The organism is Arthrobacter sp. BG3 (genome assembly GCF_056680185.1).
This window is the reverse complement of record NZ_CM155270.1, coordinates 1017484-1038230: the sequence shown is the minus strand read 5'-3', so window position 1 is coordinate 1038230 and position 20747 is coordinate 1017484. Positions and strand designations below refer to the sequence as shown.

Here is a 20747-nt window from a genome sequence, read left to right as displayed (position 1 = left end):
CCCAGCCCGTCCGGCCCGAAAGGACCTCCCATGAACCAAAGCTCCCTGCCTCCCGCCGTCGAAGACCTCCGGCTCCGCACCCGCGACTTCATCCGCGGCGTCGTGATTCCTGCCGAGCCGCGGCCGGGCGAACGCCTCGACGACGGTCTCCGCCGCGAACTCGGCGAAGCCGCCAAAGCTGCCGGTGTGTTCGCCCCGCACGTCCCCGTCGCCTTCGGCGGCCAGGGCCTGCCGGTGGACCAGTGGTCCCCGATCTTCCAGGAGGCCGGCTATTCCCCGATCGGGCCGGCCGTCCTGAACTGCATGGCGCCGGACGAGGGCAACATGCACATGCTGAACATCATCGGCACCGAGCAGCAGAAAAAGCAGTACCTTGCCCCGCTCGCGGCCGGCGACACCTTCTCCTGCTTCGGGATGACCGAGCCGCACCCGGGGGCGGGTTCGGACCCCGCAGGGCTGCTGACCACCGCGGTCCGCAACGGCGACTCCTGGACCATCACCGGGGACAAGCGCTTCACCAGCGGGGCCGAGCACGCCGGCTTCGCGATCGTCATGGCACGGACGCCCGATGCCGGGACCGGGACGGACAGCGCGACAATGTTCCTGGTGGACATGGATGCCCGGGGTGTCCGGCTGGGCAACCCCATCCACACCATTGACCGCACCATCGCCGGCGGGCACCCGAACCTGCACTTCGAGAACGTGGTGGTCGGGCCGGAGGCGGTGCTCGGCGAAGTCGGCCTCGGCTTCAAATACGCCCAGGTCCGGCTGGGACCGGCCCGGCTCACGCACTGCATGCGCTGGCTCGGCCTGGCCCGGCGCGCGCTGGACATCGCCCTGGACCGGACCGACACGCGGGAAATATTCGGCTCGCCCATCGCGCAGCTCGGCATCGCCCAGGAGATGATCGCCCAGTCCGTGATCGACATCGAAACCTCGGACGCGATCATCACCAAGACCGCCGCCCTCCTGGTCTCCGATCCCAAGGCCGGCTCGGCGATGTCCTCGATCGCCAAGGTGCACTGCTCGGAGGCTGTCTTCCGGGTGATCGACCGGGCCATCCAGCTCTGCGGAGGCGACGGGGTCTCCGACGGGCTGCCGCTGGCACAGTACGCCGCCGAAGTGCGTCCGTTCCGGATTTACGACGGCGCCAACGAGACCCACAAGTGGGCCATCTCGCGGCGCGCCTCGTCGCAGCGGCGGCGCGCGGTTGCCGGGGGCGAGCCGTTCCTTGGCACGGCCAGGTTCCCCGAAGGAGCCGGATCATGACGCCCGCGGAGGCAGCCGGAGCGGCCCAGCCCGAGGTCGTCGACAGCCCGGAGCAGGCCGCCTCGCTGACCCGGCCGCCGCTGCTGATCCTGGACTCCGTCCGCGACTTCCTGGACCAGGAAGGTCTGGGTTCCGGCCCCCTGGAGTGGGAAAGGATCGGCGACGGCCAGTCGAACGTGACCTTCCGGATCCGCCGGGACGGGGCCGACGTCGTGCTCCGCCGCGGACCCCGGCCGCCGCTGCCCAAATCCACCCACGACATGGTGCGGGAAGCGCGGATCCAGCTGGCCCTGGCACCGCTGGGCATGCCCGTTCCGCGGATCCTTGCCGTGTGCGGGGACGAGGCCGTCCTCGGGGTGCCGTTCTACCTGATGGAACACCTCAACGGCGCGGTCCTCACCGACACGGTACCCCGGCACCTCGACCCCCTCTCGGCGCGCCGGGCAACGAGCGAGGCCGTGGTGGACACCCTCGCGGACCTGCACTCCCTGGACGTGTCCGGCGGCGAGATCGCCCGGATCGGCCGCCCCCAGGGCTACCTCGAACGCCAGGTCGCCCGGTTCGCCGCGCTGTGGGACGTCAACACGACACGGGACATGCCCGCCGTCGGACGCCTGGCGGCGTGGCTGGAGGAAAACCGGCCGGAGAGCCAGCGCGACTCGGTGATCCACGGCGACTACCGCACCGGCAACCTGATGTTCGCCCCGGACGGCCCGCCGCGGGTGACCGCCGTGCTCGACTGGGAAATGGCCACCCTGGGGGACCCGCTGGCCGATCTCGGCTATCTGACCGCGACCTACGCCGACGCCGACGAGCCGTTCACGACGATGGAACTGACGCCGGTCACCCGGCTTCCGGGGTACCTGCGGCGGCAGGAGCTGATCGACCGGTACCAGGAGCGGATGTCCCTGGACCTCACGCCGCTGCCCTGGTACCAGGCCCTGGCCCTGTGGAAAGCCGCGATTTTCAGCGAGGCGATCCATACCCGCTGGCTGCGCGGCGAACGTCCGGGCGACACCGGGTTCGGCGCCGCCATGGAACACGGCGTGCCGCAGCTGCTCGACGTCGCCGAACGGCTCGCGACCCGCCTGAAGTAAGCCAGCGCCGGCGGGACGTCCCCGCGGGCCGTCCGCTCCTGAGCTGTGGCCGCCACCGGCGCCACGGCCTCCTCAGTCATTGCCTCAGAACCCGAATTCCTCATACAGCGCAGTAGGGAAGGAACCACCATGGACAGCACCATCCGACTTGAGGCTGCCCCGCCGTCCGGGCAGCAACAGAGCCGTTCCGATCAACGCTCCAAACGGCGTTCCATGTTCGCCAGCACCATCGGAAACGTCCTGGAGTGGTACGAGTGGAGCGCCTACGCCGTCTTCGCGCCGTTCATTGCGGCCGCGATGTTCGACTCCAAGGACCCCGTCTCGGCGCTGCTCTCCACGCTGGCGGTCTTCGCCGTCGGCTTCCTGATGCGCCCGCTGGGCGGCATCGTGTTTGGCCGGATCGCGGACCGGCGCGGGCGCAAGTTCGTTTTGATCACCACCATGCTCATCATGGCCGGCGGCTCGCTGCTGATCGGGCTGATGCCGACCTATGGCCAGGTGGGAATCTGGGCCTCCGTGCTCCTGTTGCTGGCCCGGGTTGCCCAGGGCTTCGCCCACGGCGGGGAGTCCGCCACGGCCAACACCTACATCGCGGAGATCGCGCCTCCGGCCAAACGCGGGCAGTGGGGAAGCATCGTTTTCGTAGCCATCTTTGGCGGCTCGGTTCTGGCCTATATTGTGGGCGGCGGCGTGACCAGTGTTCTGGGCGCGGCCGGTGTTGCCCAATGGGGCTGGCGCATCCCCTTCCTCCTCGGGGCCGTGCTGGCGCTGGCTGCGCTCTACCTTCGCCGGAGCATGGAAGAGAGCGAAGTCTTCGAAGCCAAGGCGGCGGCCGCCGAGGTTGCACCCATCCCGCGCAAGGCCATCATCCGCGCGGTGCTGCTCATGATCGCCATGACCTCGGGCATCACCGCTGCCCACTACACCTGGACCTCCTACGCCTCGACCTTCGCCATCACCCAGCGGGGGATGGATCCGCAGACCGCATACTGGGCCTCCGTGGTCGCACAATCGCTGGCCCTCATCAGCCTGCCGTTCTGGGGCCGGCTCTCGGACCGGATCGGGCGCAAGCCCCTGCTGATCGGCTTCTCCGTGGCCATGGTCGCCTCGCAGTTTCCGCTGATGGGCATGATCACGAGTGATGGCTGGACACTCGCCGTCGCCGCCAGCCTGGCCCTGTGCATCGTCGCCATCCCGGGGGCGCTGCTCGCCGCCGTGCTGTCAGAGAACTTCCCCACGAAGATCCGCACCCAGGGCATCGGCTTTGCCTATTCCTTGTCGGTCGCGGTCTTTGGCGGAACGGCACCCTACCTGAATGCCCTCTTCAACAGTTGGAGCCTGGGCTGGCTATCCAACGTCTACATCATCGTGCTCTGCCTCGCCACGGCGCTCGCGGTGTTCAAGCTCCCTGAAACCAAGGGCATCGACCTCAACGACGCCTGAGTTCCCCCGTGGGCCGGTCCGGGTCCCGCGCTGCCGGCCAGGCAGTGCGGGCTGTGGGCCGCGGATTGCCTGGCTGCGCATGGGGGCAGCCATTGGACGCAAGTGGCCGCTATTCGGGGATCAGTAGCGGCCACTTGTGGTGAATGGGTGCGGCCCGGGGGTTTCGTAGCGGCCATTTGTGGTGAATGGGTGCGGACGGGGTCTCATAGCGGGCCATTCGTGGCGAATGGGTGCGGCCCGGGGGTTTCATAGCGGCCATTTGTGGTGAATGGGTGAAGACAGGGGCTATGCGAGGAGGCATAGCGGCCATTTGTGGCGAATGGGCGGAGGTTCGGCCGCCGACGCCACGCGAGGCCCACGCGAGGAACCTGTCGGAGCCCGGCTGCCGCCCGCGGGCCCACCGAGGCCCGCTCCCGCACCCGCACCCGCGGGCCCGCCCGCGCCGCCACCAGCCGCCGCCGGACACAAAGAAAGCTGGTGCAGCCACTGCGTTTCCGCGGGGCGACTGCACCAGCAGGTAGTACGAATTTTCAGATTGCTATGAAACGTTACTCATTCGCGGCTCCCTTTTTCCCGGTTGTTTGCTCTACCGGGTCTTTGCGTCCTCGGCCAGATGCCTCGACATCAGCCAACCGGCGCCTACCATTGCAATGCCCATGATCATAAAGGCCCAAACATCTGCGGCGTTCAGCGACAGGAAATTGGCCGCCGACCCCACCCCAACAATGAGCCCGTAGACGCTAAGGACGATGTACAGCAGGCCAAAGCCCATAAGGAAGTTCCGGGCACCCATGGGGTTGTTCCGGGACATGGCCAGGCCGGTGGCGCCGATCGCTAGCTGAACGATGTTCAGCAGCATCGATACCTGGAACAGGCCAAGAAACAAGGCCATGGAACCGGGTCCGAAGAACGCCAATGAGCCGTACTGCGTGGTGATGCCGGGGATGAACCCCAGGATGCCCACGACTATAAGGACGATACCCACACCCATGCCAACGTTCTGGACATCTGTCCGTCCGAAGTGAACGCCGTGTGCATGTGGAGATGCGGTAGTCATTTTCTGCCTCCAACCACTGATTGCGGACACTCCAATTTTACGGCGGAGTAGGGAAAAAAGCGCCGGCAGGGCCGGCAGTTGAACGCACCCCCAAACCCCGCGGCCGGGGCAAAATCCCTGCAATATCCGCCGGTTGAGCCTGTCGGAACGGCCCGGGAGGCCGTCACGTGGCACCATGGAACACGATGAAACTGCGCGCTGATCAGACCGGGGAACGTGGACTTCCGATGCCCTTGTGGCTGCAGGGAGCCCTTGAGTCCGCGCAGGCGGCAATAATCTCCGCCCTCGTGGTGGCCGCCCCGATTCTCGCCGTGTGGGCCACCGCCGGATTCCTGAACAGCGCACCCGACGCCCTGGCCCGCCTCGCCGGCCAGGCCTGGCTCCTGATCCACGGCGTTCCGCTGCTGCTGGACACGGCCAACGCCGCCGTGGCCCAGCCGCAATCCGGTGTCCTGTCCCTCACCCCGCTCGGACTGACGCTGATCCCGTTCCTGCTCGCCTGGCGCGCCGGCCGGCGGCTGGCCCGGGCCTCCTACACGGACCAGCTGTGGCAGGCGCTGCTCGGCTCGTGGCTGATGTACGCCGGCTTCGGCCTCGCCACCGGCTTCATCTGCCGCACGGGCGACGTCGGCGTGGGCCTCTGGTCCGCCGCCCTCATCCCGCTGGTCCCGTTCGGGCTCGGCATGGTGATCGGCGCCCGCCGCGAGGCCGGCTCTTGGAGCCGGCTGATCGGCGTCGACGCCGTCGACTGGCTCTCCCGCACCAGCCAGCATTCGCGTTGGGCCGGGTCCTATCTGGGGTCCGCCATCAAAGCCGGCTTCGTGGCGCTGATGGCGGGGCTGGCAATGTCATGCGTGCTCCTCGCCGCCACCTTGTTCATCCACTGGAACCTCGTGATCGCCGTCTACGAAGCGCTCGACGCCGGCGCCATGGGAGGTGCCGTGCTCACCATCGCGCAGCTCGGCTTCCTGCCCAACCTGGCAGTCTTTGCCCTTTCCTGGACCTCCGGCGCTGGCTTCGCCCTGGGCACCGGTTCCCAGGCCGGGGCGCTCGGCACCGCCGTCGGGCCGCTGCCCTCGATCCCGGCGTTGGCGGCGCTGCCGGCCGGGTCGCTGGACTACGGGGTGGTCGCGCTGGTGGTGCCTGTCCTCGCCGGGACCCTGGCCGGCTGGTGGTTCCTGCGCGAGGGCGAAAACCACTTCGACGAATGGCTCTCGATCAAGATCCACGCCCGCTGGTTCACCGCCGCCGCCTCCACGCTTGCGCTCGGCGTCATGGTCGGCAGTGTCGCCGGGCTGCTCGCGGCGGCCCTGGCCTGGATGGCCGGGGGATCCGCCGGCATCGGGCGGCTCACGGAGATTGGGCCCGACCCGCTCCGGACGGCACTGTTCGTGGCTGTGGAAGTGGCGGTCGGCGTCGTGGTCGGTTACGCCGCCGGTCCGTGGCTGGAACGCCAGCAGACGCTGCGCGAAGCGGACCTCGAGCCGGCGTCGTCCCTGTGATCCGGCAGGCTGCTTAGCGCAGCTGCACGGGCATCGATTTCTCCAGCTGGGTCCGGCACATGGACGCGGCCTGCTCGGTCAGGGCCTGACGGCTGCACTGCTGGTAGTCCCGGACCTGGTTGAAGAACAGCGCCGAGGACACGAGCAGCAGCACCTGCACGGCCACCACCACCAGCCCGGAAATCGTCCCGAACAGCACGAACTTGGATTCCTTGAGCTTGGCGTACCGGACGAGCACCATGATGCCGAGCACGATGGCGATCGCCGTCAGGAGCGCACTGAGCCAGAGGTAGCTGATGTCCAGCTGGTAGACGAAGAACGAGCCCAGCACCGCCACGACGAAGCTGCGGAACAGATTGTGGGTTTTCGCCTGCGAGGCTTTGGCCGCGTCGCTGTGCGGGTGCTGTCCGCCCGGGCTGCCGGCGGAGTCGTTCGGGGGATTCATGGTTTCCAGCCTACGCGAGCGGCCCCATAAGCTAGGACAATGCGCATCGTAGTCCTCGTCTCCGGCACCGGCTCCAACCTCCAGGCCGTCATCGACGCCGTGCAAGCGGGCAGGCTCGACGTCGAGATCGCCGCCGTCGGCGCGGACCGGCCCGGAACCTACGGAGTGGAGCGCTCGGCCGCTGCCGGAATCCCGACCTTCGTGGTGGACTTCAAGGCCTACCCGGACCGGGCCGCCTGGAACGCGGCGCTCACCGAGGCCGTGGCCGCGTACTCGCCCGACGTCGTCGTGTCCTCCGGGTTCATGCGGATCGTCAGCGCAGACTTCATCGACGCGTTCGGCGGCAAATATCTGAACACCCACCCGGCCCTGCTGCCGTCGTTCCCCGGCGCCCACGGGGTCCGCGACGCGCTGGCCTACGGCGTGAAGGTCACCGGCTGCACGGTGCACTGGGCCGACGCCGGCGTGGACACCGGCCCGATCATCGCGCAGGAAGCCGTGGCGGTCGGCGACGGCGAGACCGAGGAGTCCCTGCACGAACGGATCAAGGTCGTGGAGCGCCGGCTGCTGGTTTCGACGCTGGCGTCCCTCGCCGCCGCAGAGAAGCCCGCCTGACCTGCCCGTACGACCATCCACCCCGTGCATCCACCCCCTCCGCCCCGTTGCGCTATCACTTTTGGTGCTCTCCAGGGGTCGGTGAGCACCAAAAGTGATAGCGCATCCGGGGGAGGGGAGGGGAGCGGCGGGGAGCGGAGGGGCGGAGGTGGGGCGGCTAGTCGAGCCGGCGCTGTTTCGTTTCCGGCGCGAAGAACGCCGTCCACAGCACGCTGAGCAGCACCAGGCCGCCGGCGAGGGCGAACGAGGTCGCCAGGCCCAGCTCCGGCCAGAGGAACGCCGCGAACACCAGCGGCCCGAAGCCCGCCCCGAGCCGGGAAAACGTCGAGGCCCAGCCGAAGCCCGAGCCGCGCAGCTCCGTCGGGTACAACTCGGAGACGTACGCGTAGAGCACCGGGATGGCCACCTGCACCACGAAGCCGAAGACCAGCAGCCAGAACACGGCCGCCGTCGGGATGTCCACCACAATCGCCACGATCACCAGGGTCAGCGCGGACAGCGGGCCGGTAATCGCCAGGACCCACTTCCGGCCCACGCGCTCCACCAGCAGGGCGGCAACCACCACGCCCAGGAGCCCGACGGCGGCCATGGAGGCGGTGGTGAGGAAGGCCTTGTACTCCTCGAAACCGGCGCCGATCAGGATCCGCGGCATCCAGGTCAGGGACAGGTAGTAGACCAGCAGGATGGAAAAGAACAGCGACCAGGCCGCCGTCGTGATCTTCCAGTCGTACTGCCACAGGGCGCGCAGCTGGGTCCAGGCGCTGCCGGCGGAGAGCCGCGGGGCCTCCTGCGCCTCGGGCAGGCTGTAGACGCGGGGCTCGGCCCCGGTGGCCGCGACGAGGTCGTCGATCACCTTGGCGGCCTCGTCGCGGCGGCCCTTGCGGATCAGGAACAGCGGGGATTCCGGGACGCTGCGGCGGATCCAGAACACCAGCAGCGCCGGGAGCACCATCACCAGCATGGTCAGCCGCCAGTCCCCGTACAGGGCGATCAGCCCGGCGGACACGAAACCGCACAGTGCGGCCCCGATCGGCCACCAGCCGTCCATCGCGGTGAGGACCCTGCCGCGCTGCTTGCGGGGCGTGAATTCGCCCACCAGCGCGTAGTCCACCGGGATGCAGCCGCCCAGGCCGAAGCCGGCCATAAAGCGGAACGCCACAAACCAGAGGAAGTCGGGGGAGAACGCGCCGAGCACGGTGAAGACCGAGAAGATCAGCAGGGTGGCGGTGAAGGCCTTCTTGCGCCCGATCGTGTCCGCGATGGTGCCCCAGACGAAGGCGCCCAGGGCCATGCCGATCAGGTTCGAGGCGCCGATCCAGGCGGCGTCGCCCGGGCTGAGCGACCAGTGCTTGGACAGCAGCGGAATCAGGATGCCGTTGAGCGTCACGTCCCAGGCGTCGAACATAAAGCCCAGGCCGCCGATCAGGAAGATCCGGCCCTGCACTTTCCAACGCCACGGCAGTTCCTGGACCACCTGTTCGCCGCTGGGCACAGTGGTGTACGTATTCATCTCTCAGCCTCCTGGGAAAACTCTACGTGGCCGGGCGCACCGGTTCGGTGCGCTTCATACTCCGGCGCGCGGAAAGGCCCGGTGCGCTGACACGATAAACTGGCCCCATCCCCACCACCCGCGGCCCCGCCGCGATATAAGACGGAGACTTTTGTGAGCTTCACGCAGCTTGACCGTGTATCCATCGACCGTGTCCCCATCCGCCGGGCGCTGATTTCGGTCTACGACAAGACCGGTCTGGAGGAGCTCGCGAGGGGCCTGCACGAGGCCGGCGTCAAGATCGTCTCAACCGGCTCCACCGCCAAGAAGATCGCCGCCGCCGGCATCCCGGTGCAGGAAGTCGAGGAAGTCACCGGCTCCCCGGAAATGCTGGACGGCCGGGTCAAGACCCTGCACCCGCGCGTCCACGGCGGCATCCTCGCCGACCGCCGCGTCCCGGCCCACATGGACACGCTCGCGTCAATGGACATCGAGCCGTTCGACCTCGTGGTCGTGAACCTCTACCCGTTCGTGGAAACGGTGAAGTCCGGTGCCGCGCAGGATGACGTCGTCGAGCAGATCGACATCGGCGGCCCCGCCATGGTGCGCTCCGCCGCGAAGAACCACGCCGCCGTCGCGATTGTGGTGGACCCGTCCTCCTACCACGACGTCGTTGCTGCCGCCGCCTCGGGCGGCTTTGACCTGAAGACCCGGCGTCGGCTCGCCGCCAAGGCTTTCGCGCACACCGCCAGCTACGACACCGCCGTGGCGACCTGGACCGCGGGCCAGTTCCTCGACGAGGACGGCGACGGCGTGATCGACTGGCCCGCCTACGCTGGCCTGGCGCTGGAACGCTCCGAGGTCCTGCGCTACGGCGAAAACCCGCACCAGCAGGCCGCCCTGTACGTGGACCATGCCGCCCCGGCCGGCATCGCGCAGGCCGACCAGCTGCACGGCAAGGCCATGAGCTACAACAACTTCGTCGACGCCGATGCCGCCCTCCGCGCGGCCTTCGACTTCGCCGAGCCCGCCGTCGCGATCATCAAGCACGCCAACCCCTGCGGCGTGGCCGTGGGGTCGGCCGCCGCGGCGGACCCCATCGCCGACGCCCACGCCAAAGCGCACGCCTGCGACCCGGTCTCCGCGTTCGGCGGCGTGATCGCTGCCAACCGCACCGTCACCGCCGGCATGGCCAGGACCGTGGCCGGCATCTTCACCGAGGTCGTCATCGCGCCGGGCTTCGAGGACGAGGCCGTGGAGATCCTGTCCAAGAAGAAGAACATCCGGCTCCTGGCCCTGCCCGATGGCTACGGCCGCTACCCGACCGAGTTCCGCCAGGTCTCCGGCGGCATGCTGGTGCAGGCCACGGACAAGGTCGACGCCGAGGGTGACAACCCCGCCAACTGGACCCTCGCCGCCGGTGACGCCGCCGACGCCGCGACCCTGGCCGACCTCGCGTTCGCCTGGACCGCCTGCCGCGCCGCCAAGTCCAACGCCATCCTGCTCGCCGACAACGGTGCCGCCGTCGGCATCGGCATGGGCCAGGTAAACCGGCTCGACTCCTGCAAGCTCGCCGTCGAGCGGGCCAACTCGCTCGGTGTGAGCGTGGACTCCGAGGTCGACGGCGCGGGCGGCGCCTCGAACGCCGACGCGACCGGAGCCCCCGAGCGGGCCCGCGGCGCCGTGGCGGCGTCGGACGCGTTCTTCCCGTTCGCCGACGGCCTGCAGATCCTGATCGACGCCGGCGTCCGCGCCGTCGTCCAGCCCGGCGGCTCGGTCCGGGACGAGGAAGTCATCGCCGCAGCCAACGCCGCAGGCATCACGATGTACTTCACGGGCGCCCGGCACTTCTTCCACTAGTTCCACCGGCCCCACCAAGCAGCTCGCGCGGGCCCCGCGCGGCCGGCCCCACCAAGAATGGACATGCCCTCCCTTTCCGGAGGACATGTCCATTCTTTGTGCCTACGACTGGACACAAGGGGATTATGTCCAGTGCCGGGTCCGTGCGGAGGGCATGTCCAGCGATGGCGGGGAGGACCAAGCCCGGGATCGCGAGGGCGTGTGGTGGACATGTCCAGTCCTGGCGCCTACGACTGGACATAAGGGGACTATGTCCAATGCCCGGTCCGAGCGGAGGGCATGTCCCGTGGGCAGATGCCACAGCATGCCCCGTGCGGAGGTCGGGAAGCGCAGCAGGGTGCGAAACCAGGGTTAACGCCAAGGCGGGGCCACTTGTTGCCCATCCCCGCTGCTGGAGATGGACCACACGTGACCCCGCGCTGTGTTGGTGCGCTGGTGGCCCGGCTAGGCGGCGGCCGCCGCAGTGGTGTAGGCCTGCTGGATGACGGAGCCCCAGTACGGGCCGTACATCGTGGTGGACTTGCTGCCGTAGCCATAGCTGTTGATCGAGTTCTGGTAGCCGGTGGAGCTGGAACCGATGAACCACGGGCCCCCCGAGGAGCCGCCGGTCATGTTGCAGGGGATTCCCTGGGTGTTGAACTGCGGGTTGTACGGGTCGTTCGTGGCTGTGCCGCTGCAGCTCTTCAGAGACTCGCCGTTGAAGGGTGCCGCCGCCGGGTAGCCGAAGGACTTGTAGCTCAGGCCGCGGGCGGCGTTGAACTGCACGCCCGAGCCGCCGACAACGTCCGCAAGTTTCTGGCCGTTGAGCGTGTTCATGACCGCGAAACCGGTGTCGTAGGTCATGTCACCGCCGGAGCTCCACTGGGTCGGGGTGTAGAGGGCCTTGGCCGTCCACATCCCGTAGGGTGCGGAGCCGTTGAGGTAGGCCGGGACGAAGGTGAACTTGGTGGCGAAGGCGCCGGGGCCCTCGTTGACGCAGTGCCCGGCCGTGGAGACGGTGCTCCTGTTGGTGGAGGAGACCGAGTTGCCCGAGCACACGTAGTTGGTGCCGCCGAGCGTGAAGAAGACCTTGCCGATGTGCTTGACCGGAGTCTCGCTCGCGTTTGTCTTGGTCTGGACTTGCTTCGCCTGCAGGCTGGGCGCCAGGGCCTCGACGGTGCTCGGCGCTGCCGCTTCCGCCGGGCGGTTCAGCGCGGCCGTGGAGTTGGTGCTCCTCTGCTTGGCCTTGTCGGCCAGGACGTCCCCGGGGATGGCATTGCGCATCCGCTCGGCCGTCCAGTACTCGGCGCCGCCGGTCTCGACGACGGTGTGGCTGCTGACCCCCGACGTTTCCGCCGGGGTATTGCCGGGTGCCGGGGCTGCACTTGCTGCGCCCGCGGCGCCCAGGGCCAGCAGTGCCGCTGCGGAAAGGCTGAGGAGGCTGGCGGCCATAGTCTTGGGTGTTCTCATGGTGTCCTAACCGGTGGAAGGCGGGCTGGCCCGGTGGTGGCCGCCGTGATGGGAACGAAACTACGGGACTTTGACGAATATGTAAAGCGTTTTGTCAATTCTTGTCATGGCATGCTGCTGGCGTCATGGAGATCACACCATAGGACGCCGGTAGGCGGCAACCCTGCTCCCTCGGGTAAGTTAGGGGTGTTGAAATGGCAAAAAAATTCCGGAAATACCCAGACCTTCAGGGAGACGCCCGAGCAATGGCAAAGATTATCTATACCCACACCGACGAAGCGCCGATGCTGGCCACCTATTCGTTCTTGCCGATTGTCGAAGCCTTCGCTTCGACGGCCGGTGTGGAAGTGGAGACCCGCGACATTTCGCTGGCCGGCCGCATCATCGCCGCGTTCGGCGACTACCTCACCGAAGAGCAGCGCGTCAGCGACGCCCTGGCTGAACTTGGCGCCCTCGTCAAGAAGCCCGAAGCCAACATCATCAAGCTGCCAAACATCAGCGCCTCCACGCCGCAGCTGAAGGCTGCCATCGCGGAGCTCCAGGGCCAGGGCTACGCCCTCCCGGACTACCCGGACAACCCCTCCTCGGACGAGGAGACGGACATCCGCTCCCGCTACGACAAGATCAAGGGCTCCGCCGTCAACCCGGTACTGCGTGAAGGCAACTCCGACCGCCGCGCACCGCTCTCGGTCAAAGCCTACGCCCGCCAGAACCCGCACAGCATGGGCGCTTGGACCCCCGACTCCAAGACCAACGTCGCCACGATGGACTCCGATGATTTCCGCGCCAACGAGGAGTCCGTCGTCATCAAGGCCGATGGGAACATCAAGATCCAGCTGGTCAAGGAAGACGGCACGGTCAAGATCCTCAAGCGGGCCTTCCCCGTCCTCGCCGGCGAGGTCATCGACGGCACCGTGATGCGCGCCGCCGCCCTGGACACTTTCCTCGCCGCACAGGTTGCCCGCGCCAAGGAAGAGGGCGTGCTGTTCTCCGCCCACCTCAAGGCCACCATGATGAAGGTCTCGGACCCGATCATCTTCGGCCACGTCGTCAAGGCGTACTTCTCCGAGCTCTTCGACAAGTACGGCGCCCAGATCGCCGCCGCCGGCCTGAGCCCGAACAACGGCCTCGCCTCCATCCTCAACGGCCTTGAGGACCTCCCGGAGGAGATCCGCGGGGACGTCGAAGCCGCCATCAAGCAGGGACTGAACGACGGCCCCGAACTGGCCATGGTCGATTCGGACAAGGGCATCACCAACCTGCACGTTCCGTCCGACGTGATCGTGGACGCCTCCATGCCGGCCATGATCCGCAGCTCGGGCCACATGTGGGGCCGCGACGGCCAGGAGGCCGACACGCTCGCCGTCCTGCCGGACAGCAGCTACGCCGGCATCTACCAGGTCGTCATCGACGACTGCCGCGCCCACGGCGCCTTCGACCCGACCACCATGGGCACCGTCCCGAACGTCGGCCTGATGGCCCAGGCCGCCGAGGAATACGGCAGCCACGACAAGACCTTCGAGATCCAGTCGGCCGGCACCGTGCAGGTCGTCGACGACGCCGGCACCGTGCTGATCGAACACCAGGTTGCCCCGGGCGACATCTGGCGCGCCTGCCAGACCAAGGACGTGCCGATCCGCGACTGGGTCAAGCTGGCCGTCACCCGCGCCCGTGCCTCCGCCATGCCGGCCATCTTCTGGCTGGACAAGGGCCGGGCCCACGACGCCCAGATGATCGCCAAGGTCGAGGAATACCTCAAGGAATACGATACCGAGGGACTCCAGATCGGAATCATGTCCCCGGACGAGGCAACGGCCTTCACCCTGGAGCGCATCCGCAAGGGCGAGGACACCATCTCGGTGACCGGCAATGTGCTCCGCGACTACCTCACGGACCTGTTCCCGATCCTGGAACTGGGCACCAGCGCCAAGATGCTCTCCGTGGTCCCGCTGATCAACGGCGGCGGCCTCTTCGAAACCGGCGCCGGCGGCTCCGCACCGAAGCACGTCCAGCAGCTGCTCAAGGAAAACCACCTGCGCTGGGACAGCCTGGGTGAGTTCCTGGCCCTGGCCGTCAGCTTCGAGCACCTGGCCACCTCCACCGGCAACGCCCGCGCGCAGATCCTTGCCGACACGCTGGACCGCGCCACCGGCACCTTCCTGCTGGAGAACAAGTCCCCGAAGCGCAAGGCCGGCGAACTGGACAACCGCGGCAGCCACTTCTACCTGGCCAAGTTCTGGGCCCAGGAACTGTCCCGCCAGACCGACGACGCCGAGCTGGCCGCGGCTTTCGCCGCCGTCTCCGGTGCGCTGGATTCCGCGGAGCAGACCATCATCGGCGAACTCCTCGCCGTCCAGGGCTCCCCGGTGGACCTCGGCGGCTACTACCGCCCGGACGAGGCCAAGGTCACCGCAGTGATGCGGCCCTCGGCGAAGTTCAGCGAAGTGCTGTCCATGCTGAGCTAGTTCCGCTGAGCCGGCGTCCTGCCGGCACTGCTTTGGCCCCGCATGGCGTTACGCCGAACGGCGCACCGGAGATTTCCGGTGCGCCGTTCGGCGTTTTTGCTGTCGGAGACGTTCCGGTTTAGGCGCCGCCATGGCTCAAGTGTCCTGGCGGTCGGTGTGGATCGGTACGGCCTTAGCCGTTGCCCTTGCCCTTAGCTTTGGTCTTGCCGCTATCGGCCGGCGGAGCCGGCGCAACGGCGGGCGGGGGAGCTGCTGCTGCCGCCGCGGCGGCGGCCTTGGCCTGGGCTGCGGCAGTCGCGGCGGCCTGTGCTGCCGCCTCCTGTTCGGCTGCAACCCGGGCAGCTTCGGCCTGCTGGGCGCTGAGGTCCACGCGGACGGCGTCGACGGACTTCCTGATGCTCTGGTGCCGCTTAAAGGACACCTCGCCACGGGCGGCCGCTTCGTCCAGTTTCACTGCGAGCTCGTCGAGGTGCTTCAGCGACGCCGACGGATCATTGGCGGCGGCAGCCTCGGTCACGGAAAGGACCTGGGCCTGAAGTTCCCGGGCGGCAGCGGGGTCCAGCTCCGGAGCCGCGGCGCAGCCGGCCAGGGTGCCGGTGAGCAGCACCGTGCCGAGGAGCCAGCCGGCGAGGATCCGACGGGGGCTGCCAAAGGCCGGCCCGGGCGAGGGACGCGTTGGTCGGCTCATGGTTCCACGCTTTTCTGTAGCTCCTGCAGGTGGATGCCCACGTCCCCGGTCACTGCCGGGTAAGGAGCGACGGCGGGTGGTTCCGGGGTTGCGAGGGTGACGGCGGCTGCGACGGCACCCGTCACGACCGCCAGCAGCGCGAGGGACAGCAGGATCCGGGTGCGGCGTCGGGCCTGCCGGAAACGCGAGGCGGCCCGGGCCAGCAGCGGGCCGCGGTCTGCCTGCGCAGAGGTGGCCGCGTCGGGGTCCAGGGCAGGCAGGGCCCGCGTGACGTGGTTCAAGCTGCCACTGTGATCCGGGGCTACAACCGTGCCGTGGCTGGTGCCCAAGGCGGCTGGGGATTGCCGCGGGGGACGGGCCGGCGGGGCAGGCAGAACACGGGCGCGCTCCTCGGCGGGCAGGCCGGGCAGGGAGGCGGGGGAGACCAGGGCATGCCTCAGTGCCACTTCGAGGTCCGCGGCGGACGGGCGGTCCAGGGGATCCAGGGCGGTCATGGCCCGGATGAGTTGGGCCCATTCGGCGGGCACGGTGTCGGGGACGGCCGGGGTCCGGTGCAGCCTCGCGACGGCGGATTCCACGGCGCTGCCGGGATACTCGACGTCGCCCTTGATGCATTCGAGCAGGACCAGTCCGAGCGAATAGATGTCGCTTGCCGGACCCAGGTCGGCGCCCCGGGACTGTTCCGGGCTCAGGTACGCGGCGGTTCCCACCATGGTGCCGGTGGCGGTGAGCCGGGTCCCGTCCACAAGGCGGGCGATCCCGAAGTCGGTGAGTTTCGGCCGCAAAGGTTCCCCGGGCCGGACCGGTACAAGCAGGATGTTGGCCGGCTTGATATCCCGGTGGATGATGCCGAGCGAGTGCACATAGGCCAGGGCATCCGAGACCCCGGCCCCGATGACCGCGATCTCATCCAGCGGCAGCGGGCTGTGCCGGATCCGGGCCCGGAGGTCCTGCCCGTCCACAAGTTCCATGGTTAGGAACGGCCGTGGTTCCTCGGGGATGCGGCTGTCCGTGCCGGCGTCGAAGAGTGTCACCAGGCTCGGATGGTTCAGGGTTGCCAGCAGTTCGATCTCGGCTTCCTGACGCCGGAGTTCGTCCGGGTCGGCGGACTGCGGGGCAAAGAGCTTCAGTGCCACATCGCGGCCCAGGTTCATGTCCTTGGCGCTGTAAACGGACGCCATTCCGCCCCGGCCGATCACTTCCCCCAGCCGGTAGCGGCCGCCCAGGAGCTGTGCCGTGTTGCTATTGGGCGAACTGTCCACGCTTGTCCCCGTCCCTTCCCCGGGCGCCAAGGCGGCGCCCCTCAAGAATGATACCGGGACGGGTATCTGCTGCCTGCACGGCGGCCGCGGACCGACGGCCGCCGTGCGGGTTGGATGCTGCCGGAGCGTGTGCCGTTGAGTCCCCCAGCGGACCCAACGACGGTATGCGTTGCCGGAGCGTGTGCCGTTGAGTCCCCCAGCGGACCCAACGACGGTATGCGTTGCCGGAGCGTGTGCCGTTGAGTCCCCCAGCGGACCCAACGACGGTATGCGTTGCCGGAGCGTGTGCCGTTGAGTCCCCCAGCGGACCCAACGACGGTATGCCCTGCCGGGCGGGTGCGGCGTTGAGTCCCCCTAGCGGACCCAACGACGGAATGCCTTGCCGGAGCGTGTGCCGTTGAGTCCCCCAGCGGACCCAACGACGTCGTTCCGGCCTCACAAGACCTCTGCGAGGGCGGGCGCGGGACTACGGTGGGCGGTCCTCATGGCGAGTTGTCGGTTTGCGGCGCGCCGGCGGTCCGGCCGGGCGGTCAGCTCCGCGGTGCGGGGTTGCAGGCGCCAGCACGGCGGCGGGGGAGGCTGCGGCGGAAAGAGGGGTGCCGGAATGACGGCAGCGGACGGTGGCGTCCATTGGGGGTCTCCTGATGACTGTTGGCGGGCGCTCAAGGCAGCCCGATTGGCCGTGCTCTGTGGAGGGCAGAGACGGCTAACTAGTCAGGAGATGAACCGGGATCGGCTGCGTCGGCTGAATGCACGTGCTGCAGCGGACCGCTGATTGGATCGGAGCCGGCGGTGGGAATGACAAGATACGGGCTTGGGAGCCAGGCAGCGCCGCCGCCGGGTCCACCGGACGAGACGGTGTTTCCGGATCCAGAACCGGGGGCCGCCGGCAGGGCATTGGGAGCAGGCAGACCTGTCCCATTGGGCCAGGGGCTGGGGTTGTTGTGGCCGGTTGGTGCTGGTGGCGCAGTGCCTCCCGGGGCAGAACCTGCCGGGGGCACGTTGGCGGAGGGCTGGGCCGTCCCGGTCAGATGCACGGGGCTGCTATCGAGGGCAGGCAGGTACAGGGCCGTGCCAACGAACCCAGTGCCGGGCGCCGGGGACGCCCCCTGAACCACGGCTAAGGCTGCGGGGGTGGCTTTGCAGTCCGGAGGGGTGTCCGACACGGCCCCGACAGGGTCCGGTGGTGCGCCGACCGGTCCAGGCAGCACTGCATCGACCGCCACCACCACGTCAAGGACCGCCAGATCCGGGGCCGCCGGACCAGCCGTCGGTACCCCAACCGGGGCCACTGGCACTGCCTGAAGCGGGTCCGTCACCAGTGGGTCTGTCACCAGCGGGTCGGCAGGCCCCGTAACCGGGAGAGCTGGATCTATCACCGGCAGCGTGAGATCCGCCGGGTCGGTTACGACCGGCGTTGGCGTCGGGGCCACTACTGGTGAAGTGGAGCCCGGGGCGGGCGCCGGGTACGTAGCGACCGGAGTCGGCGATGGAGTGGGACTGGAGCCAGTCGGCGTGGGTGTCGGGCTCGGGACCGGGGTCGTTGTTGAGATTGGTGTCGGCGTTGGTGTGGGAGTTGGTGCCGGCGCGGTGACCGGCTCGGGAGCGGGTTGCGGAGCCGGTGTGGTTGTCGGGAGGGCCGTGGGTTCTGGTTCTGGTTCGGGTGCCGGGGCGGGGACTGCTGTGGCGGGCGGGGGTGCCGGTGTGGTTGTCGGGAGTGCCGTGGCTGTGGGCGCGGGTGCCGGGGCGGCTACTTCAGCCACGGGCTCCGTGTCCACCGGCGCCACTGGGGCCACCGTGAGTGCCGGGGCCGGTACCACCGTGGGGACGGGCACCGGGACACCAGCCCAGGGCGTTCCCGCGGGCACGTGGCCGGCCCCGATGGCGGCCTCGACCACGGCGGCAGCCGGCGGCGCTGCACGTGTCAGGGCGGGGTTGGAGCCCGGGGGAGCCATGGTGACGGCTGCGACCGTGCCGTCGGCCGTCGGAGGGGCAGTGGTGGCGTCGTCAGCGCTGGCGACCGTCGCGGACAGCGCCAGCCATGCGACGCCGGCGACGCTTCCCAGAAGAACCCGGCCGAGCCGGCGGCGTGCGCGTAACGGGACTGATGCTGGGTCCACGCGCACACCCCATTTCCCCGAAAGCTGGACGGTTGCCTATAGGGTAAGTCCGCGCGCGGGCGTGAGTCCAGAGCGCGTCGTAAACTTGGGCGGATTCAGGCGCCGGAAACCGGGGTCACCGGGCGTCGTTCGGGTAGCTGACTCCCAGCTGGGCGCGCACGCCGTCGAACAGCCGCATGGTGTTCAGGGAGTCCTCGAGCGGCATCACCGGGCTCTCGGTCAGCCCCTGCTGGATGCAGCGGGTCACCTCGCGCAGCTCGTAGCTGTAGCCCCGTCCCACGACGTTGAAGGACTCGCTGCGGGGCTCGTCGAAGCCGACGCGGACCAGGAGTTCCTTAGGGTTGTTGATCGAGCCGATGGACTGCAGGAACCCGCCGCTGCCCGCCACGGTGGCGGTCCGGGGGCCGTGCGCCAGCAGGGATGAGGTCAGCTGCGCCTGGGCGCCGTGGTGGTAGCCGAGCGTCAGGGCGTTCTGGGCGTCCACGCCGTCATCGTTCAGCCAGCCGGTGGCGCTGACGCTCTGCGGGAAGCCCAGGGTGCCCAGTGCCCACAGCAGGGGGTAGACGGTGAGATCGAGCAGCGCGCCGCCACCATCCTTCGGCGCCCAGAGGCGCGAGGTGGGCGAATACGGCGCCGGGAAGCCCAAGTCCGCTCCCACCCACTTGACCTCCCCGATCTCGCCGGAGCCGGCGATCTCAAAGGCCCGCTGCATACCCGGCAGGAACCGGCTCCACATCGCCTCCATCAGGAACAGGCCCTTGGCGCGCGCCAGCGACACCAGCTCGGACGCTTCCCGCGCATTGACAGTGAGTGCCTTTTCGCAGAGCACGTGCTTGCCCGCGTTCAGGGCCGCCATGGCGATTTCGTGGTGGTGGGCGTGCGGGGTGGCGACGTAGACGACGTCGACCGCGTCGTTGGCGAGCAGCCGGTCGTAGCCGAACCGGCCGTTCAGGTCCCCGTAGGCGCGGGCGAAGCCGTAATCGGCGGCGAAGGCATCCGCCGCCGCCTGGGTGCGGGAACTGACCGCGTAAAGCTCGGCGTCGGCAAGGAGTTCCAGGTCCCGGGTCACGGCGGCTGCGATGCCTCCCGTGGCGACGACGCCCCAGCGCAGCCTGGCGCCGGTGGCAGTCCGGGGATCGGGGTCCTGCTGGCTGAACAACCAGGGCGTGGCGATGTGTGCGCTCATGGAGTCATCCTCTCACCCGGGCGTGGCGTGCCCAGGTTGCGCACGCCGAAAGCCGGGAGCGGCGTGTGTGGCGCCGCTCCCGGGCCGGGGGTTAGGCGGGTGATCCTGCGGCGGCCCGGCTGCGTGCCGCCTCCTCGGTCAGCTGGCCCTGCTGGAGCCGGAACCGCCGATCGGTCTTGTTGGCCAGCGAGCGGTCGTGCGTGACCACGAGGATGGTGGTGTTGTGGTTCCGGCTCAGCGAACTGAGGAGCTCGATGATGTGTTCGCCGGTCTGTTCGTCCAGGTTGCCTGTGGGCTCGTCCGCGAGGATCAGCTTCGGGGCGTTGGCCAGCGCGCGAGCGATCGCCACCCGCTGCTGTTCGCCGCCGGAGAGCCGGTTGATGCGGCGGACATGCTTGTCCGGATCGAGCTGCACCTGCTCCAGCAGCTGCCGGGCCCGCTCCTGGCGTGCCGCCTTCCGGATCCCGGCAAACTCCATCGGCAGCATGACGTTGTCCAGGGCGGAGAGGTTCGGGATCAGGTTGAACTGCTGGAACACGAAGCCGATGTCCCGACGGCGGTATTCGGTGAGCTTGCCATCCGGCATGCCGGCCAGGCTGACGCCGTTGACGAGCACATCCCCGCTCGTGGGCTTGTCGAGGGCGCCGAGCAGGGACAGGAGCGTGCTTTTGCCGCTTCCGCTCTTGCCTACGATCGAGGCCAGGGTGCCCTGCTCGAGCTCGAAGCTCACATCGTTGACCGGGGTGATGGTGCGGTCGCCGGACTTGAACGTGCGGACCAGGTTCTTGACTTCGATCATG

At 68.7% G+C, this 20747-nt stretch carries 15 protein-coding genes; 7 read left to right on the top strand and 8 right to left on the bottom strand.

Annotated elements, in window-relative coordinates; all coding sequences use genetic code 11:
- Positions 1-30 precede the first annotated feature (30 nt).
- From AC1MFL_RS04580 to AC1MFL_RS04570, 3 genes are all read left to right on the top strand, one after another.
- Positions 31-1269, top strand: coding sequence for an acyl-CoA dehydrogenase family protein (locus AC1MFL_RS04580; protein WP_479813670.1), 1239 nt, complete (start codon positions 31-33; stop codon positions 1267-1269).
- A complete protein-coding gene (locus AC1MFL_RS04575; RefSeq protein ID WP_479813669.1) occupies positions 1266-2366 on the top strand; it encodes a phosphotransferase family protein in 1101 nt (366 codons plus the stop codon). Before AC1MFL_RS04580 ends, AC1MFL_RS04575 begins: the two co-directional genes overlap by 4 nt.
- Positions 2367-2495: 129 nt before the next feature.
- Complete coding sequence (locus AC1MFL_RS04570) at positions 2496-3809, top strand: MFS transporter (RefSeq protein ID WP_479813668.1); 1314 nt, start codon at positions 2496-2498, stop codon at positions 3807-3809.
- 586 nt (positions 3810-4395) lie between these two features.
- On the opposite strand, the gene AC1MFL_RS04565 is transcribed toward AC1MFL_RS04570, so the two are convergent.
- On the bottom strand, positions 4396-4866 hold the full coding sequence (locus AC1MFL_RS04565) for a DUF4383 domain-containing protein (RefSeq protein WP_479813667.1): 471 nt from the start codon (positions 4864-4866) through the stop codon (positions 4396-4398).
- Between the two features lie 185 nt (positions 4867-5051).
- Here AC1MFL_RS04565 and AC1MFL_RS04560 point away from each other — a divergent pair, with 185 nt between their 5' ends.
- Entirely contained in the window at positions 5052-6368 is a 1317-nt protein-coding gene (locus AC1MFL_RS04560) for a cell division protein PerM (RefSeq protein WP_479813666.1), read from the top strand.
- Between the two features lie 13 nt (positions 6369-6381).
- On the opposite strand, the gene AC1MFL_RS04555 is transcribed toward AC1MFL_RS04560, so the two are convergent.
- On the bottom strand, positions 6382-6813 hold the full coding sequence (locus AC1MFL_RS04555) for a hypothetical protein (protein ID WP_479813665.1): 432 nt from the start codon (positions 6811-6813) through the stop codon (positions 6382-6384).
- Positions 6814-6852: 39 nt separating this feature from the next.
- Here AC1MFL_RS04555 and purN point away from each other — a divergent pair, with 39 nt between their 5' ends.
- Positions 6853-7428 (top strand): phosphoribosylglycinamide formyltransferase, encoded by a 576-nt coding sequence (gene purN, locus AC1MFL_RS04550; RefSeq protein WP_479813664.1) that lies wholly within the window; start codon positions 6853-6855, stop codon positions 7426-7428.
- A gap of 157 nt (positions 7429-7585) precedes the next feature.
- Here the strand turns inward: purN and AC1MFL_RS04545 are convergent, their stop codons facing one another.
- Positions 7586-8938: an MFS transporter gene (locus tag AC1MFL_RS04545; protein WP_479813663.1), complete on the bottom strand. Its 1353-nt coding sequence runs from the start codon at positions 8936-8938 to the stop codon at positions 7586-7588.
- Positions 8939-9091: 153 nt separating this feature from the next.
- Here AC1MFL_RS04545 and purH point away from each other — a divergent pair, with 153 nt between their 5' ends.
- Positions 9092-10777 (top strand): bifunctional phosphoribosylaminoimidazolecarboxamide formyltransferase/IMP cyclohydrolase, encoded by a 1686-nt coding sequence (gene purH / locus AC1MFL_RS04540; protein WP_479813662.1) that lies wholly within the window; start codon positions 9092-9094, stop codon positions 10775-10777.
- Between the two features lie 444 nt (positions 10778-11221).
- On the opposite strand, the gene AC1MFL_RS04535 is transcribed toward purH, so the two are convergent.
- Positions 11222-12226, bottom strand: coding sequence for a trypsin-like serine peptidase (locus AC1MFL_RS04535; RefSeq protein ID WP_479813661.1), 1005 nt, complete (start codon positions 12224-12226; stop codon positions 11222-11224).
- 245 nt (positions 12227-12471) lie between these two features.
- Here AC1MFL_RS04535 and AC1MFL_RS04530 point away from each other — a divergent pair, with 245 nt between their 5' ends.
- A complete protein-coding gene (locus tag AC1MFL_RS04530; protein WP_479813660.1) occupies positions 12472-14691 on the top strand; it encodes an NADP-dependent isocitrate dehydrogenase in 2220 nt (739 codons plus the stop codon).
- Positions 14692-14863: 172 nt separating this feature from the next.
- Here AC1MFL_RS04530 and AC1MFL_RS04525 read toward each other — a convergent pair whose 3' ends face one another.
- From AC1MFL_RS04525 to AC1MFL_RS04510, 4 genes are all read right to left on the bottom strand, one after another.
- Positions 14864-15379 carry a mucin-associated surface protein gene (locus tag AC1MFL_RS04525; RefSeq protein ID WP_479813659.1) on the bottom strand — a complete coding sequence of 172 codons (516 nt, stop codon included), beginning with the start codon at positions 15377-15379 and terminating at the stop codon, positions 14864-14866.
- Positions 15376-16641, bottom strand: a complete 1266-nt coding sequence (locus tag AC1MFL_RS04520) for a serine/threonine-protein kinase (RefSeq protein ID WP_479813658.1) — start codon at positions 16639-16641, stop codon at positions 15376-15378. Before AC1MFL_RS04520 ends, AC1MFL_RS04525 begins: the two co-directional genes overlap by 4 nt.
- Positions 16642-18876: 2235 nt before the next feature.
- On the bottom strand, positions 18877-19947 hold the full coding sequence (locus tag AC1MFL_RS04515) for a Gfo/Idh/MocA family protein (protein ID WP_479813657.1): 1071 nt from the start codon (positions 19945-19947) through the stop codon (positions 18877-18879).
- A 91-nt stretch (positions 19948-20038) separates the two neighbouring features.
- Complete coding sequence (locus tag AC1MFL_RS04510) at positions 20039-20746, bottom strand: ABC transporter ATP-binding protein (RefSeq protein ID WP_479813656.1); 708 nt, start codon at positions 20744-20746, stop codon at positions 20039-20041.
- Position 20747 lies beyond the last annotated feature (1 nt).